The following is a 14773-nucleotide window of genomic DNA, read 5'->3' as shown; positions in this document are numbered from 1 at the left end:
TCTTGCCGCTGATAGTATGGGCAAACAACAATAGCCAATAGCCAGGCGACACCCTTTCAAACGGAACTTGAATGCCAACCTCTCAACGATTGCCCCTCGCCTGTAGGCCAATAAACATCTTGGGGTCGGGGCACGCACTGCCTGAACACATCGTCACCAGTGCGCAGCTGGATGCTGAACTTGGCCTTGTGGCCGGCAGCGTCGCGCGCATCAGTGGTGTCACCCAACGGCACGTTGCAAGCCGTAGCGAAAATGCCGCGAGCCTCGGAGCCATCGCCGCACGCCGGGCATTGCTGGCAGCGGGGCTGGCGCTGGATCAGATCGACCTGGTCGCCTGTGCCAGTGGCACCATGGACCAGGGCATGCCGTGTAACGCCGCATTGTTGCACCGCGAATTGGGGCTGGGCGCTTCCGGCATTCCCGCCATGGACATCAATGCCAGTTGCCTGGGGTTTATCGCCGCGGTTGATACGCTGTCCTGGCCACTGCTTGCCGGACGCTACCAACGCATTTTGCTGGTGTGTTCGGATATCGCTTCCTGTGGACTGGACTGGCAGCAGGTGGAAGTCTGCGCAATCTTCGGCGACGGTGCCGCAGCGGTGGTGCTGGCCGTCAGCGACGGCGGGTCGAAAATCCTCGCCTCGAACCTCAAGACGTATTCCGAAGGCGCAGATATGTGCCAGATTCCTGCCGGTGGTTCGCGTCATCACCCACGGCGAATAGATGGGCCGTTCGAACCGCTGACCAGTTTTTCAATGCAGGGCAAAAGCGTGTTCCGACTGGCCGCCAAACATCTGCCCATGCTGGTGGATGAGCTGCTTAGCCAGGCCGGTTTGACCAAGCCCCAGATCGATTGGGTCATCCCCCACCAAGCCAGCCAACAGGCGATGCAACATGCGGCCCGGCGGCTGGGGTTTGCCCCGGAACAGGTCATCGATATCTTCGCCCGGCACGGCAATCAGGTGGCCGCGTCACTGCCCACCGCGCTGGATATCGCCATCCGTGACCAGCGTATTCAGCGCGGCCAGCGGCTGATGCTGATTGGCACCGGCGCGGGCTTGTCCCTTGGCGGCATGGTCCTGGAATACTGATGAAAATTCTCGTCACCGGTGGCACCGGATTCATTGGCCGGCACATTGTCTGGCGTCTCGCCGGCCAAGGGTGTGAAGTGCAGTTTACCGGCCGTAATGCCCGTGCTGCGGCCGAGGTCATTGGCCTGAGCCCTGGTGTGGCATCTTGGGTGCCGCTGGAGCACGGTACGTCAGGGGCTTGCAGCGCACTGCTCGATGCCTCACAGGATTGTGCGGCGGCGGTTCATTGCGCGGCGCTGTCCTCGCCATGGGGCACGCCGTCGGCATTTGCCAGGGCCAATCTTGATTCCACTGCCGAGGTGCTGCATGCCTGCCGCGTCAACCGTGTAAAGCGTCTGGTGCACTTGTCCACACCCAGTCTGTATTTTGCGTTCCGTGATCGTCTCGATATTCGCGAAGACGAACCGCTGCCACCCCCGGTCAACGAATACGCCCGCAGCAAGGCGCTGGCGGAAACACGGGTGCATGAAGCCGGGCTCGCCGAGGCAGTCATCCTGCGCCCGCGTGCGGTGTTTGGCCCGTGGGACGCTACCTTGATGCCACGTTTGCTGCGGGTAATGCAGCGCGGGCCGATTCCTCTGATGCGTGGCGGACAGGCGCAACTGGACCTGACCTGCGTCGACAACCTGGTGCACGCGGTAATGTTGAGCCTGACCCAACCGTTGCCGCGGGCGGTGTGCACCTATAACGTCAGCAACGGCACGCCGTTGACTGTCGCTGACTTACTGCACCGCGTCGCCGATCAGTTTCAACTGAACCTGCGCACTCGGCGCTTGCCATGGCGATTGATGGACGCGGTGGCTCGGGTGCTGGAAGCCAGCGCACACCTGAGAGCCAGCGGCGAGCCTTTGCTGACACGGTATGGTGCCGGTGTGCTGGCATTCAGCCAAACCCTGGACCTGAGCACCATCCGAAACGAGTTAGGCTACCGTCCGGTAGTGACGCAGGACGAAGGCATTCGCCAGCACGCGCAGTGGTGGCTTGCCCAACAAGGAGTGGGAGCATGAGTCGTACGGTGAGCCTGAGTGTGCTGCGGGCCGGCTGGTGCCAACATCTGGAATGCATGGCCGATCGGGGAGGGCGCTGGGCACCGACACGCTTTCCGGCGTTGTGCGGCTTGATCCGACATCCCGACGCGGGCTGGATACTCTACGACACCGGTTACGCCGAACACTTTTTTAACGCCACACACGCACTGCCTGAGCGCCTGTATCGCACCGCGGTGCCGGTCGAGTTACCGGTGAAAGAACAGCTGCTCACGCAATTACGCGCATTCGGTATTGGTCCCGATGACATACGCACGGTGATCATTTCGCACTTTCACAGCGATCATATCGCCGGGCTCAGGGACTTTCCCAAGGCCACGTTCATTGCCTTGGATGCCGACCGCAAACACATCGAAAGCCTGCGCGGCCATCGCTGGCGAGCGACCCTCGGCGGTCACCTGCCGGCCTTGTTGCCCGACGATTTCGCCGCGCGCCTGACCCTCGCCGATACCTGCAAAAAAGCTACGTTGCCGCAGTGGATGGCGCCTTTTCGCCAAGGCATCGACTTGCTTGGCGACGCCAGCCTGCTGGGCGTACCGCTGCCGGGGCATAGCGAAGGACAGTTGGGGTTGTTTATACCCGATGCCCAGGGGCGGCCAGTGTTTCTGGTGGCCGACGCGTGCTGGTCGGTGCCCGCCTGCCGTGCCGGGCGGCTGCCAGCGCCACCGGCCTTATGGTTTGCCAGCCACGATGCCCAACAGTATCGCCAAACCTACAGCGGCTTGGGCACCTTGATCCGCCACGAGCCGGCCGTAGCGGTCTTGCCTTCCCATTGCACCCATGCCTGGGAGGCGTTCGGCGATGAGCGGTGAGCGCTTGATTGGCACATTGCGCAGCGCGCTCAGTTTCCTGCATAGCCGCTACCGGTTGAGGTTTACCCGCCGGGAACAATTGGAAGCCTGGCAGGCTCGGCAGCTGAAGTACTTCCTGCGACGGGTATTGCCTCAGTCTCAGCGTTTCAAGGGCAAGGTGGTGACGGATTTGAGCACGTTGCCGCTGATGGACAAAGCCACGTTGATGGGGGATTTCGCCGGGTTCAACACCCGCGGCTTGAGCCTGGAGGAGGTGCTGCCGCTGGCACGCCAGGCTGAAGTATCCCGGGATTTCAGCCCGACGCTGGGTGACATCACCGTCGGCTTGTCGAGCGGGACCTCGGGTAATCAAGGCGTATTCCTGGTCAGTAGCCTGGAGCGGCAACGATGGGCCGGGATCCTGCTGGCTCGCACTTTACCGCGTCATCTACTGCCACGCCTGCTTCTCCCATGGCATGCGCCGCTGCGCATTGCGTTCTTTCTACGGGCCAACAGCCGGCTCTATACGACACTGGCGAGTCGTCGCATCGACTTTGCTTTTCACGACCTGACCCTGGGGTTCGACGCAGCGCTGGCGCGTCTCAACACTCAGCAGCCCGACGTACTGGTGGCGCCGGCTACGGTACTGCGCGGGTTGGCCGAAGCAGCGCTGGCAGGGCGACTCTCCATCCGTCCCAGCCATATCCTGTCAGTGGCGGAAGTCCTCGAAACAGCCGATGCTGAAGGGGTACAGGCAGCGTTTGGCGTGGCTCCGCGGCAGATTTACCAGGCCAGTGAAGGCTTTCTTGGCTACACCTGCGAAAAGGGCACTTTACACCTGAACGAAAGCCACCTGCACATCGAAGCGGATTGGCTGGACGCCGCGCGCACACGTTTTCAGCCGATCATCACCGACTTCTCCCGACGCACCCAGTTGATCGTGCGTTACCGTCTCAACGACGTTCTCCGGGTTGCCCAGGCGCCTTGCGCTTGTGGGCGTGCCGAGCGTGCGATTGCCGCTGTCGAGGGCCGTGTGGATGACATTCTGTGGCTACCCGACTTGAGCGGTGTTCAATTGCGAGCGCTCTATCCGGATGTGCTGCGGCGCGCCTTGCTGATGCATGGCGAGTGCTTGCAGGAGTATGAAATCCACCAGCAGGGCCTGCACTGGCAGATCAACGTGCAATCTGCTGCCAACTACGCCGACCTGTGCCGGGCCTTGATGCAGAGCATTCACGCATTGTGCTGCCAACAGGGGCTGCAACTTCCCGCGTTGAGCTTTGGCCAGTGGCAGCCGCCGCCGGCGTATGCCAAGCGCCGCCGCCTGAAACTGCTGCAACTGCCCGAGGGTTTGCCATGCATGTACTGATTCTTGGCGCGCGCGCCCCAGCCTGCCTGGAGTGGGCGCGGGCCTTTGATGAGGCGGGCTGGACGGTCAGCGTGGGGGATTCCTTGAGCCAGCCGCTGAGCCGTTTCAGTTGTTCGGTGCAGCACTTTGTGCGCCTGCCGGAACCTCGACAGGATCCAGCAGCCTGGATCACGGCACTGGCACAGGTGATCCAGGCGCAGCACATCGATTTGCTGCTGCCCACCTGCGAGGAAGTGTTTTACCTGGCCCACGGTCTCGAGCGCCTGGCGCCGCTTTGCAGGGTGTTGACCAGCGATTTTGCCTTGCTGCATCGCTTGCATCACAAGGGTAGTTTCGCAGCCATGACGGCGGGCTGGGCGTTGGCGGCTCCTGAAACCCGCCTGTTGACTGATCGCCTGGCGGTACAGGCATTGACGTGTGAAGCGAGCCAGTGGGTGTTCAAACCGGCATATTCGCGCTTTGCCTCCCAGACGTTGATCCGCCCGAAAGTCAGGCAACTGGCAAAGGTACAGCCCAGTGAAGCGGCGCCTTGGGTGGCGCAGCGGTTTATCGAGGGCCGTGAATATTGCAGTTTCAGCGTCTTGATCGACGGTGAGTTGCGCGCCCATAGCTGCTACCACCCGCGCTACCGGGTGGGACGTGGGTCGGGGATTTATTTCGAGCCTTGCGCACCGGCGCCGGTGCGCCAGTTCCTCGAACAATTCGGTAGCGAAACTGGCTACACCGGGCAGGTGGGTTTCGACTTTATCGAAGATACGGCTGGACATTTTCATGTGTTGGAGTGCAACCCACGAGCCACCAGTGGTGTGCATCTGTTCGATAATCAGCGCAGGCAACTGGTCGCCAGCCTGAGTGGCAGCGGCGTGCTTGAGCCGACCTGCGAACCCCGGATGATTGCGCTGGCGATGCTCCTGCTGGTGGCGCCAAAGCAGGTGTTGAACGCGGGGTTCTGGCGTGACTATGCCGATGCCCGCGATGTGATTACCCGCAAAGGTGATTTCTGGCCGCTGACCGCGCAAGTGCTGAGCCTGGCTGAAATTATCGCGCGTGCGGCTTCCCGGCGCTGCGGCCTGCTGGCCGCGTCCACCGCAGACATCGAGTGGAACGGCCAGCCGTTGAGCGAGGACCTGCCATGAGATTGATACTCGAAGAGCAACTGCTCAGTGAGCCCGTCCGCGCCGACGACAGCCTCGCCCGGCGCTATGTGCGTACGTGTGCCGGCGGCGCGCTGATCGGCAACGTCATTACCCGCATGGCGCTGCTCGACACAGGGACGCAGCACTTTCCCGTCAGTATCACCGAGGGCCTTGAGCCGGATGACAACTGCTACGTGGTGTCGCCTCAAACTGCTTATAGCGGCTACGCCCGCGAAGAGATCAAACGCCTTGGCCGGCCCTGGCTGACTTGGCCGCTGAAGATCCTGACTCAGGGCGTGGACCATCTGCTGCGCCGGGCCAATGTCGACAAATTGGTGCAGGTCAACAACTGGCTGCTGTCCACCAACCTCTACCCAGGCGACTGGGACATCACCGAACTGTCGGCGATCACCGCCTTGTTGCGTCGAACGTTTCCCGATCATGGGTTTGGTTTTCGCTCTCTGAATGACTTCAGCAATCGGGAGCTACGCCTGAATCTGGAAAGCCTTGGCTACCTGAGTATTCCCAGCCGACAGGTCTATCTGTTCGATGGACGGGCTGGGGCGCAGGCTTCGTTTCTCAAGCACCACAACACCCGGCTGGACGCCACCTTGCTGCGCCGCAGCCCCTATGAAGTGGTGCGGGGCACGGCGCTGGATGACAGCGACTTTCAACGCATCGAGCATCTTTACAACCTGCTTTACCTGGACAAGTACTGCAGGCTGAACCCGCACTATAGCGCCCAGTGGATGCAGCGCGGTCAACGTGAAGGTTGGTTGGAGATGCGGGCTTTACGCAATGCTGAGGGGCGCATTGACGGTGCCCTTGGCTGGTTTGCCAACGCTGGGACGCTCAGCACCCCGATAGTGGGTTACGACACCGCCCTGCCGCAGCGGGCCGGGTTGTATCGCCAACTCACGCGGTTGTGCCTGCAAGAGGCGGTTGAGCGCGGCGTGGTATTGAACTTCAGCTCGGGTGCTGCCGAGTTCAAACGCTTGCGGGGGGGCCAGCCGCAGATCGAGTACAGCCTCATCCATGTCGCCCATTTGTCCTGGGGTCGCAGGTGGGTGTGGCAGGTCCTGAGCCACCTGTTGCATGGCATCGGTGTGCCCTTGATGCGTAAGTTCAAACTATGAGTCAAGTAAACGGCTGGTGGCCGGTAGCCTTGAGCCACGAACTGCGAAATGCTCCGTTGGCACGCCAGTTATTTGGCCTGCCGTTGGTGCTGTTTCGGGATGAAGATGGGGACGTCGCTGCTCTACCTGATCGCTGCCCGCATCGCTTTGCGCCATTGAGCGCAGGCAAGGTTCGCGATGGGCAGATTGAATGCCCCTATCACGGTTGGCGATTTGCCGCCGATGGACGTTGTACGCGGGTGCCGGGCACCAAGCTGGCAACCTGCAGCAAGCCGTTGCTGGATAGCTTGCATAGTTGCGAGGCCGACGGGCTGGTATGGGTCAGTCTTGGTCCTGAGCGTCCTCAAACACCTCCCACTGCGCCTGCCCCGCAACAGCAGGATCTCGACACGTTCTGGATGACCGATCAGGTGCAGTGTTCACTACAAGACGCTGCGGAGAATTTTCTCGACGGTTTTCACACGCATTTCGTGCATGCCGGGTGGATACGCCACGACAGGCAGCGGCAAAAACTCAGTGTTCGTGTGCGCGCCCTCGCAGACGGTGTCGAGGCAGTCTATAGCGATGAGGGCAAGCAATCAGGGTTGATCTCGCGCTGGTTCGAGGGTGAACGTGGCGTCAGCATGGGGCGCTTTCGCTTGCCGGGGCTGGCAGAGATCGAATATCGCGATGCGCGCGGCGGGCTTAATCTGCTGGTCAGCGCCTGGATGACGCCGGATGGGGATGGCCAAGTGCGCTTGTTTGCCCGGGTTGCCACAACGCGCGGTGTATTGCCGGCGCTACTCAAACAGTTGGTATTGCGCCGATTGTTCCAGGTGATCTTGCGCCAGGACCGTCAGATCCTGGAGCGTGTCAGCGCTAATCAACTGCGCTTTCACACTACACCTGCGACGCCTATGGATGGGCCGCAAGACCTGCTTGGGCCAAGCATCCGGCAGTTGCTGGAGCACGGCCAGCCACTGGTCTTTGCCGAGCGGGAGCTGGAGATCTGGCTCTAGGGGGCATCAGGATAGAGTCGTGTTGCCAAGAGTCGATGTTTGGGCGTACCTCATCCACCCTTGGCAGCATGCGCTGTTGGCCCTACTGATCTGCAGTGTCCCGACGCTGTTAGAATAGTCGCCTGATTCTTCTCGGACCCTTTGCCATGCTTCCTGAATGTCAGTTATTCGGCACCCTGGCTTGCCATCTTTGCGAGTTTGCCGAAGCCGAAATCATGCCGTTGGTCGAACACGGTCTGTTGGTGGAGTTGGTGGATATCGCCGATTCCGAGGCCTTGTTCGAAGCCTACGGCCTGCGGATTCCGGTGCTGCGCCGGGTGGATACGGGCGCGGAGCTGGATTGGCCGTTCGATGAAGCGCAGGTGGTGAGCTTTCTTCTCTAGCACTCTGCGATGGCGAGTTCCCGATTATTCAGTTACTGTATGTTTGTACAGCGATTGAATGAGAGGGAACGCCCGTGGTGAATGTTGAACAACTGAAAAGCAGCGTCAATCGCATGTCCGCCGACGTCGTGCGCGACGCGGTGAACGAGCTGCGCCTCGATGGCTTGGTCACGGAAGGCAAGACGCCCTTTAACAAAGTGCACTTCAATACCTGCTTTGCCGAGATCGAGGCGCTGTTCCAGCGTGCCGGTTATCACAAGCAGTTGGATGTGGTGGGCTATCAGGGCTTGCTGTATGCGCTTTATGACCCGGGCCGCTGGGAAGCGGTGGATGTGCTGCGCTGGCTCAAGGAATTCACCGAGGCAGCCAGTGCGTCGCCGGTGCTGCGCGCAGAATTGGCCAAGGCTTGAATCTGTGCTGGGCCTGATCCGGCCGCATGCGGGATAATGCCCGCCTGTATGTCCACGTTTTGAGCCTGCCCATGTCCGTTTTTTCCGCTGCCCAGCATCAAGCCAGCACCTTGTACCTGCCGCCGGGCGCCTGGGCCACCGTACTGGAGTGTCTGTGCGAGCACTTCCAGGCCATCAGCCGTGAACAATGGCTGGACCGCATCGCCCGGGGCCGGGTGCTGGACATCAACGGCGCACCTATCGCCCAGGACCTGGCCTACCGCGAAGGCCTGTGCATCTACTATTTCCGCGAAGTACCGAACGAGAAAGTGATCCCGGTGCAGGAGACGATCCTGTACGCCGATGAACACCTGGTGGTGGCTGACAAGCCGCACTTCCTGCCGGTAACGCCCGCCGGCGAGTATGTCGAGCAGACGCTGTTGCGGCGCTTGATTCGTCGCCTGGACAACCCGGCCCTGGTGCCGCTGCATCGTATCGATCGGCATACTGCGGGGCTGGTGCTGTTTTCCGCAAACCCGCAGACGCGCTCGGCGTATCAGCAGCTGTTTCCCACGCGCAAGATCGACAAGTTCTACGAAGCCATTGCTCCGGCATTACCTGGGCTGATCTTTCCGCTGGTGCACAAAAGCCGGCTGGTGGAGGGTGAGCCGTTCTTTCGCATGCAGGAAGGCGAGGGCGCGAGCAATACCGAGACGGCCGTCGAGGTGCGGGAAAAGAACGGCGACCTATGGCGCTACGGCCTGTTTCCGGTGACCGGCAAGAAGCATCAGTTGCGGGTTCATATGACGGCGTTGGGCGCGAGTATCTGCAACGACCCGTTCTACCCCGATGTCATCAAGGATGCCGAGGACGATTACGCCAACCCACTCAAGCTGCTGGCCCAAGGCGTGCGTTTCATCGACCCGGTTACCGGTCTGGAGCGTAACTTTCGCAGCGAGATCAGCCTGGACTGGTAAACCCCCAGGAACGAGAAAGCCCGCATTACGCGGGCTTTTTCGTATCTGGCGTTAAGACTTACAGGTCTTTAACGGTGCGAACCTGATCCTTGTTGATCCGGGTTTGCTTACCATCCAGTTGCTGAAATTCATAGAAACCGGTGGACTTGTCGAAACTAGGAGTGTCGACGGCCTGGATTTCGCGACCGTCATTCAGGGTGATCACTGTAGGCGAGGCGCAACCGGCAAGGGTAGCGAGGCCCAGTGCAAGCATGAGAGCGGCGATGGTCCGTTGAGTCATGAGTTTGTCTCCGAGAGAATGCTTTGTTGAGTACTGACCTTGTGACGTGTGTAACGTCGGCAAAGTTCCTTGTTCGACGCTCATTCTGACACGCTGGGCGGGCGGTGCAACAACTCCGGTGTATTGAGGTTGGCCAGGCGTGGGTCGTCGGCGGGGCAATCCAGGGCCAGTGCCCCCAGCGCCTGCATGATCCGGCGCGGGCTGCGCTCGCCGGCGGCCCAAGCCTCATCGAACCGCTCGCGCAGCCGCGTCGGTACGACGCAGAGCAGTGGCTCCCAGAAATCGCCGTGGCGCACCATCACCGGCAACAACGGATTTTGCTGCGCCGTGCTGCGCAGGTCCGCGAGCAATCGCGTGTCGATCTGCGGCACATCACACGGCAGCACCAGCAGATGCGCATGCTGTGCCACCGCAAGTCCTGCGCGGATGCCGGCCAGTGGCCCGGGGAAATCCGGGCTGTCATCGCCGACCAATTGATCGGCGTAGGTCGCGTACTGCGGCTGGTTGCGATTGCAGGAGATGATCAGGTCGTCGGTCAAAGGCCGCACCAGACGATGCAGGTGCGCAATCAACGGCTGACCGTGCCAGTCGAGCAGGCCCTTGTCGAGGCCGCCCATGCGCTGGCCACGGCCGCCGGCCAGCAACAGCACGGAGCAGGGCAGAGGGGAAGAATGGCTTGGCATGGCGGCTCCTGCGGGCAGTGAAACGGGGGGCTGTGATATAACATCGGGCTGTTCCTTCGACAACCGGACCGAGCCATGAAAGCCAAGGCTGATGCGCCCTTTGTACCCCTGAATATCGCTGTATTGACGGTCAGTGACACCCGCACCCTGGAAACCGACACGTCGGGCCAGGTCTTCGTCGACCGCCTGACCGCTGCCGGCCACCTGCTGGCCGAGCGTGTTCTGCTTAAAGATGATCTGTACAAAATCCGTGCGCAAGTGGCGCATTGGATTGCCGAAGACGTGGTGCAAGTGGTGTTGATCACCGGCGGCACCGGCTTTACCGGCCGAGACAGCACCCCGGAAGCAGTGAGCTGCCTGTTGGATAAACAGGTGGACGGTTTCGGCGAACTGTTCCGGCAAATTTCCGTGGCCGATATCGGCACTTCCACCGTGCAGTCCCGTGCCCTGGCCGGCCTGGCCAATGGCACCCTGGTGTGCTGCCTGCCGGGCTCCACCAACGCGGTGCGCACCGGTTGGGACGGGATTCTCGCCGAGCAACTGGATAACCGTCACCGCCCGTGCAACTTCGTCGCGCATTTGAAACAGGCCGAGCCCTGTGAATCCCGTGGGTAAGCCGGGCAAGACCGGTGCGTTGATGCCGGTAGAAGACGCCCTCGAACAACTGCTGGCAATGGCCGAGGCAGCGCCGATTCGTGAGCAGGAAACGTTGCCGCTGGCTGAGTGCGATGGTCGCGTGCTGGCGCAGGCGCTGATCTCGACCCTGGACTTGCCACCCTGGCCCAACAGCGCCATGGACGGTTACGCCCTGCGCCTGGCGGACTGGACCGGCGAGCCGTTGGTGGTCAGCCAGCGCATTTTCGCAGGCACGGCACCGGAGCCTTTGGCCGCCGGCACCTGTGCGCGAATCTTCACCGGTGCCCCGGTTCCGGAAGGCGCGGACTGCGTTGAGATGCAGGAAAACGCCGTGGTCCACCCCGATCAGCGGGTGAGCTTCACCGAAGCGTTGCAGGTGGATCAAAACATCCGTCCCCAAGGCCAGGAAACCACGGTCGGCGAACTGGTGTTGCCCGCCGGCACACGTCTTGGCCCGATCGAGTTGGGCCTGGCGGCTTCGCTGGGTCGTGATCGGCTGGATGTGGTGCGACGCGCCCGCGTGGCCGTGCTGTCCACCGGCGACGAGTTGATCGAGCCGGGCCTGCCGCTGGGACCCGGGCAGATCTACAACAGTAATCGCCGGGTGCTGTGCAGCTGGCTGGAGCGCCTGGGCTGTGAAGTGGTGGACGCCGGGATCCTGCCGGATGACCTGGAACAAACCCGCGAACGCCTGGGCGCATTGGGCTCGGTCGACTTGATTCTGTCCACCGGCGGTGTGTCGGTGGGCGAGGCGGATTTCCTCGGGATTGCGCTGCGGGAAGAGGGCGAGCTGGCGCTGTGGAAGCTGGCGATCAAGCCGGGTAAGCCGCTGACATTCGGGCATTTCCGTGGCGTACCGGTGATCGGTTTGCCGGGCAATCCGGCATCGACGCTGGTGACCTTTGCCTTGCTGGCGCGGCCTTACCTGTTGCGCCGCCAGGGTGTCGAAGACGTGCAGCCGTTGCGCATTGAAGTGCCGGTGGGGTTTGTCTGGGCCAAGCCGGGGAATCGTCGCGAGTATCTGCGCGGGCGGCTGGAGCAGGGCAAGGCGATCATCTACCGCAACCAGAGCTCGGGTGTGCTGCGCAGTGCGGCGTGGGCTGAAGGTTTGGTAGAGGTGCTGGAAGGCACGACGCTGGAGATCGGTGATCGGGTCAACTTCATACCGTTGAGTGAAGTCCTGAACTGATCCCCCCCACTGTAGGAGCGAGCTTGCTCGCGAAAAACCAGAGAACACCGCGTGCATCCAGGATGCCCACGTTATCGTTGGCGATTTTCGCGAGCAAGCTCGCTCCTACAGGAGGTCAGACGATCAAGGCAAATCACGACTCGCGTAAAACGCACTCAACACCTTCACCAGGTGCGCCAGGTCGTGGCTGCCGCACAGCTCGCGAATCGAGTGCATGGCAAACGTCGGCAAACCGATATCCACGGTGCGCACGCCCAGGTGGCTGGCAGTGATCGGGCCGATGGTCGAACCGCAACCCATGTCGCTGCGAACCACAAAGCTCTGCACCGGCACTTCTTCAGCCATGCACAAGTGGCGGAAGAACCCGGCGGTTTCGCTGTTGGTGGCGTAGCGCTGGTTGCTGTTGACCTTGATGACCGGGCCGGCATTGAGTTTCGGGCCGTGGTTGGCGTCGTGCTTCTCGGCGTAGTTGGGGTGCACGCCGTGGGCGTTGTCGGCAGACACCAGCAGCGACTTCTGGATGGTGCGTACGAACTCATCACCCTCGGGCAGCAGGCGACGCAATGTCTGCTCCAGCATCGGGCCGTCGGCACCGCAGGCGGAGCACGAGCCGACTTCTTCGTGGTCGTTGCACACCAGCACGCAGGTTTCGTCGGTTTCGGCGGTGAGCAGGGCTTGCAGGCCGGCGTAGCACGACAGCAGGTTGTCGAGGCGGGCACCGGCGATAAAGTCGCCATTGAGGCCAATCACCGCGGCGCTCTGGGTGTCGTAGAAGCTCAGCTCATAGTCGAGCACCACATCGGCGTTCAAACCGTGTTCACGGGCCAACTGTTCGGTAAGCACCGCGCGGAAGTCCACACGTTCGTCACCGGCAAACTGCGCGAGGATCGGCGGCAGCTCGGTCTGGGCATTGATTGCCCAACCCTGGTTGGCTTCACGGTTCAGGTGAATGGCCAGGTTGGGGATGATCGCGATGGGCAGCTTGAAGTCGATCAACTGGCTTTCGACCTTGCCGTCACGACGGAAGGTCACGCGGCCGGCCAGGGACAAATCGCGGTCGAACCACGGCGCCAGCAGCGCGCCGCCGTACACTTCCACACCCAGTTGCCAGAAGCCCTGGCGTTGCAGTTCCGGCTGTGGCTTGACCCGCAGGCAAGGGCTGTCGGTGTGGGCGCCGACCAGGCGAATACCGCCTTGCAGGGGCGAGTGGCGGCCGAGCTTGAAGGCGATGATCGAGGAGTCGTTGCGGGTCACGTAGTAGCGACCGTTGGCCTCGGTGGTCCAGGTCTCGCGCTCGTCAAGACGCTGGAAACCGGCGGCTTCCAGGCGTTGTGCAAGGGCGGCGGTGGCATGGAACGGGGTAGGGGAGGCCTTGAGGAAGTCGATCAGGCCTTGGTTCAACTCTTCGCGCATAAGTAGCTCCAGACAGCAATGGCGCGAGTTTACCGTCCGATGGGATAAGTGCACAGAACAAATGTGGGAGCGGGCTTGCTCGCGAATGCTGTGTATCAGTTAGCTCATTCAGCGACTGACACACAGCATTCGCGAGCAAGCCCGCTCCCAAATTTTAATTGCGTTTGCAGGTTAAAACGGCGCGGGGCACTCGAAGCGCAAGCGCTCGCCGCTCTGGGGATGGGTGAAGCTCAACATGCTGGCATGCAGGCACAGGCGCGGCCAGGCCGCCAAGGCCTGCTCATGGGCGTACAACCCATCGCCCAACAACGGATGCCCGATGGACAGCATGTGCACACGCAGTTGATGTGAACGGCCGGTAATCGGCGTCAGCTCAACCCGGCACCAGTCGCCGCAACGTTCCAGGACTTTCCAGAAGGTCAGCGCGTTCTTGCCGAACTCGTGGTCCACCACGTGCCGTGGCTTGGTCGGCGGGTCGTAGCGCAATGGCAAGTCGATGCTGCCGCTGTCCAGTTCCGGTTGGCCCCAGCACAGTGCGGTGTAGGCCTTTTCGGTTTCGCGGTCATGAAACTGGCGCGACAGTTCACGGTGGGTGTCGGCGTCGCGGGCCAGCAGGATGATGCCCGACGTTTCCCAGTCCAGGCGATGGACGATGCGGGCTTCGGGGTAGCCGTTTTCCTGCAGGCGGGTGATCAGGCAGTCCTTGTTGTCTTCGGCGCGACCGGGCACCGAGAGCAGCAGGGTAGGCTTGTTCACCACCAGGACAGCGGCGTCCTGATGAAGGATGTGGACATTGGACAACGGCATTAAAACAGCCTCGTAACAAACGCCAACGGCGGCTGGGTTGCCGAAGTTCCTGCAGGAGCGAGCTTGCTCGCGAAAAACTCAAGAACAACACGCCCATTCAGTATGAGCGCGTTATCGTTAACGTCCTTCGCGAGCAAGCTCGCTCCTACAGAAGCCCAGTAACCGAGCCGCCGTGGCGACCGCCTTTTCGATCAACGATCAGGCAGGGTGATATTGAGTTCCAGAATCGAGCAGCTGCCGTCATTTTCCAGGGCGACATGCACGTCATCGTTACCGATATTGACGTACTTGCGGATCACCTCCACCAGTTCCTTCTGCAAGGCTGGCAGGTAATCCGGAGTGCTGCGTTGGCCGCGTTCGTGCGCCACGATGATCTGTAGACGCTCTTTCGCTACCGACGCGGTACTTGGCTTTTTGTTGGCGCGAAAGAAGTCGAGAAATTTCATTGT

Annotated in this window: 17 protein-coding genes; 12 read left to right on the top strand and 5 right to left on the bottom strand. The window is 61.5% G+C overall.

Features of this window, described 5'->3' with window-relative positions:
* The first annotated feature begins 71 nt into the window (after positions 1 to 71).
* From HBJ59_RS00975 to HBJ59_RS00930, 10 genes are all read left to right on the top strand, one after another.
* Positions 72 to 1091, top strand: coding sequence for a beta-ketoacyl-ACP synthase 3 (locus tag HBJ59_RS00975; RefSeq protein WP_167662541.1), 1020 nt, complete (start codon positions 72 to 74; stop codon positions 1089 to 1091).
* A complete protein-coding gene (locus tag HBJ59_RS00970) occupies positions 1091 to 2098 on the top strand; it encodes an NAD(P)-dependent oxidoreductase (protein WP_167662540.1) in 1008 nt (335 codons plus the stop codon). The genes HBJ59_RS00975 and HBJ59_RS00970 overlap by 1 nt, the downstream gene beginning before the upstream one ends.
* The gene (locus tag HBJ59_RS00965) at positions 2095 to 2949 is read left to right on the top strand and encodes an MBL fold metallo-hydrolase (RefSeq protein WP_167662539.1); all 855 of its coding nucleotides are present in this window, start codon (positions 2095 to 2097) and stop codon (positions 2947 to 2949) included. Before HBJ59_RS00970 ends, HBJ59_RS00965 begins: the two co-directional genes overlap by 4 nt.
* Entirely contained in the window at positions 2939 to 4297 is a 1359-nt protein-coding gene (locus HBJ59_RS00960; RefSeq protein WP_167662538.1) for a F390 synthetase-related protein, read from the top strand. The genes HBJ59_RS00965 and HBJ59_RS00960 overlap by 11 nt, the downstream gene beginning before the upstream one ends.
* On the top strand, positions 4285 to 5433 hold the full coding sequence (locus HBJ59_RS00955) for an ATP-grasp domain-containing protein (protein ID WP_167662537.1): 1149 nt from the start codon (positions 4285 to 4287) through the stop codon (positions 5431 to 5433). Before HBJ59_RS00960 ends, HBJ59_RS00955 begins: the two co-directional genes overlap by 13 nt.
* Complete coding sequence (locus tag HBJ59_RS00950; RefSeq protein WP_167662536.1) at positions 5430 to 6569, top strand: hypothetical protein; 1140 nt, start codon at positions 5430 to 5432, stop codon at positions 6567 to 6569. Before HBJ59_RS00955 ends, HBJ59_RS00950 begins: the two co-directional genes overlap by 4 nt.
* Entirely contained in the window at positions 6566 to 7567 is a 1002-nt protein-coding gene (locus tag HBJ59_RS00945; RefSeq protein WP_167662535.1) for an aromatic ring-hydroxylating dioxygenase subunit alpha, read from the top strand. The genes HBJ59_RS00950 and HBJ59_RS00945 overlap by 4 nt, the downstream gene beginning before the upstream one ends.
* Before the next feature lie 146 nt (positions 7568 to 7713).
* Positions 7714 to 7950: a glutaredoxin family protein gene (locus HBJ59_RS00940; protein ID WP_167662534.1), complete on the top strand. Its 237-nt coding sequence runs from the start codon at positions 7714 to 7716 to the stop codon at positions 7948 to 7950.
* Positions 7951 to 8024: 74 nt separating this feature from the next.
* The gene (locus HBJ59_RS00935) at positions 8025 to 8360 is read left to right on the top strand and encodes a hypothetical protein (protein ID WP_003209087.1); all 336 of its coding nucleotides are present in this window, start codon (positions 8025 to 8027) and stop codon (positions 8358 to 8360) included.
* 65 nt (positions 8361 to 8425) lie between these two features.
* Complete coding sequence (locus tag HBJ59_RS00930) at positions 8426 to 9316, top strand: pseudouridine synthase (RefSeq protein ID WP_167663415.1); 891 nt, start codon at positions 8426 to 8428, stop codon at positions 9314 to 9316.
* 58 nt (positions 9317 to 9374) lie between these two features.
* Here the strand turns inward: HBJ59_RS00930 and HBJ59_RS00925 are convergent, their stop codons facing one another.
* Complete coding sequence (locus HBJ59_RS00925) at positions 9375 to 9596, bottom strand: YgdI/YgdR family lipoprotein (protein ID WP_076017371.1); 222 nt, start codon at positions 9594 to 9596, stop codon at positions 9375 to 9377.
* Between the two features lie 80 nt (positions 9597 to 9676).
* Positions 9677 to 10279 carry a molybdenum cofactor guanylyltransferase MobA gene (mobA, locus tag HBJ59_RS00920; protein WP_076017372.1) on the bottom strand — a complete coding sequence of 201 codons (603 nt, stop codon included), beginning with the start codon at positions 10277 to 10279 and terminating at the stop codon, positions 9677 to 9679.
* Between the two features lie 75 nt (positions 10280 to 10354).
* Here mobA and moaB point away from each other — a divergent pair, with 75 nt between their 5' ends.
* Entirely contained in the window at positions 10355 to 10894 is a 540-nt protein-coding gene (gene moaB, locus HBJ59_RS00915) for a molybdenum cofactor biosynthesis protein B (protein ID WP_076017373.1), read from the top strand.
* Positions 10878 to 12104, top strand: a complete 1227-nt coding sequence (gene glp, locus HBJ59_RS00910; protein WP_076017374.1) for a gephyrin-like molybdotransferase Glp — start codon at positions 10878 to 10880, stop codon at positions 12102 to 12104. Before moaB ends, glp begins: the two co-directional genes overlap by 17 nt.
* A 123-nt stretch (positions 12105 to 12227) precedes the next feature.
* Here the strand turns inward: glp and HBJ59_RS00905 are convergent, their stop codons facing one another.
* From HBJ59_RS00905 to minE, 3 genes are all read right to left on the bottom strand, one after another.
* On the bottom strand, positions 12228 to 13517 hold the full coding sequence (locus HBJ59_RS00905) for a M18 family aminopeptidase (RefSeq protein ID WP_003209095.1): 1290 nt from the start codon (positions 13515 to 13517) through the stop codon (positions 12228 to 12230).
* Positions 13518 to 13688: 171 nt separating this feature from the next.
* Positions 13689 to 14324 carry an RluA family pseudouridine synthase gene (locus HBJ59_RS00900; protein WP_063032017.1) on the bottom strand — a complete coding sequence of 212 codons (636 nt, stop codon included), beginning with the start codon at positions 14322 to 14324 and terminating at the stop codon, positions 13689 to 13691.
* Positions 14325 to 14515: 191 nt separating this feature from the next.
* Entirely contained in the window at positions 14516 to 14770 is a 255-nt protein-coding gene (minE, locus tag HBJ59_RS00895; RefSeq protein ID WP_003175252.1) for a cell division topological specificity factor MinE, read from the bottom strand.
* Positions 14771 to 14773: the final 3 nt, after the last annotated feature.

Origin of the sequence: Pseudomonas sp. AN3A02 (assembly GCF_011765255.1) — a bacterium.
GTDB lineage: Bacteria > Pseudomonadota > Gammaproteobacteria > Pseudomonadales > Pseudomonadaceae > Aquipseudomonas.
Note: the sequence above shows the minus strand (reverse complement) of the source record. Positions and strands in the feature narration are given on the sequence as shown.

What these genes read in the sequence shown, in the direction of transcription:
- HBJ59_RS00965 (WP_167662539.1), top strand. Translation starts at nt 2,095, where the DNA reads ATGAGTCGTACGGTGAGCCTGAGTGTGCTGCGGGCCGGCTGGTGCCAA.
- HBJ59_RS00975 (WP_167662541.1), top strand. Translation starts at nt 72, where the DNA reads ATGCCAACCTCTCAACGATTGCCCCTCGCCTGTAGGCCAATAAACATC.
- mobA (WP_076017372.1), bottom strand. Translation starts at nt 10,279, where the DNA reads ATGCCAAGCCATTCTTCCCCTCTGCCCTGCTCCGTGCTGTTGCTGGCC.
- HBJ59_RS00945 (WP_167662535.1), top strand. Translation starts at nt 6,566, where the DNA reads ATGAGTCAAGTAAACGGCTGGTGGCCGGTAGCCTTGAGCCACGAACTG.
- HBJ59_RS00970 (WP_167662540.1), top strand. Translation starts at nt 1,091, where the DNA reads ATGAAAATTCTCGTCACCGGTGGCACCGGATTCATTGGCCGGCACATT.
- HBJ59_RS00900 (WP_063032017.1), bottom strand. Translation starts at nt 14,324, where the DNA reads ATGCCGTTGTCCAATGTCCACATCCTTCATCAGGACGCCGCTGTCCTG.
- minE (WP_003175252.1), bottom strand. Translation starts at nt 14,770, where the DNA reads ATGAAATTTCTCGACTTCTTTCGCGCCAACAAAAAGCCAAGTACCGCG.
- HBJ59_RS00960 (WP_167662538.1), top strand. Translation starts at nt 2,939, where the DNA reads ATGAGCGGTGAGCGCTTGATTGGCACATTGCGCAGCGCGCTCAGTTTC.
- HBJ59_RS00925 (WP_076017371.1), bottom strand. Translation starts at nt 9,596, where the DNA reads ATGACTCAACGGACCATCGCCGCTCTCATGCTTGCACTGGGCCTCGCT.
- HBJ59_RS00940 (WP_167662534.1), top strand. Translation starts at nt 7,714, where the DNA reads ATGCTTCCTGAATGTCAGTTATTCGGCACCCTGGCTTGCCATCTTTGC.
- HBJ59_RS00905 (WP_003209095.1), bottom strand. Translation starts at nt 13,517, where the DNA reads ATGCGCGAAGAGTTGAACCAAGGCCTGATCGACTTCCTCAAGGCCTCC.
- HBJ59_RS00955 (WP_167662537.1), top strand. Translation starts at nt 4,285, where the DNA reads ATGCATGTACTGATTCTTGGCGCGCGCGCCCCAGCCTGCCTGGAGTGG.
- moaB (WP_076017373.1), top strand. Translation starts at nt 10,355, where the DNA reads ATGAAAGCCAAGGCTGATGCGCCCTTTGTACCCCTGAATATCGCTGTA.
- HBJ59_RS00950 (WP_167662536.1), top strand. Translation starts at nt 5,430, where the DNA reads ATGAGATTGATACTCGAAGAGCAACTGCTCAGTGAGCCCGTCCGCGCC.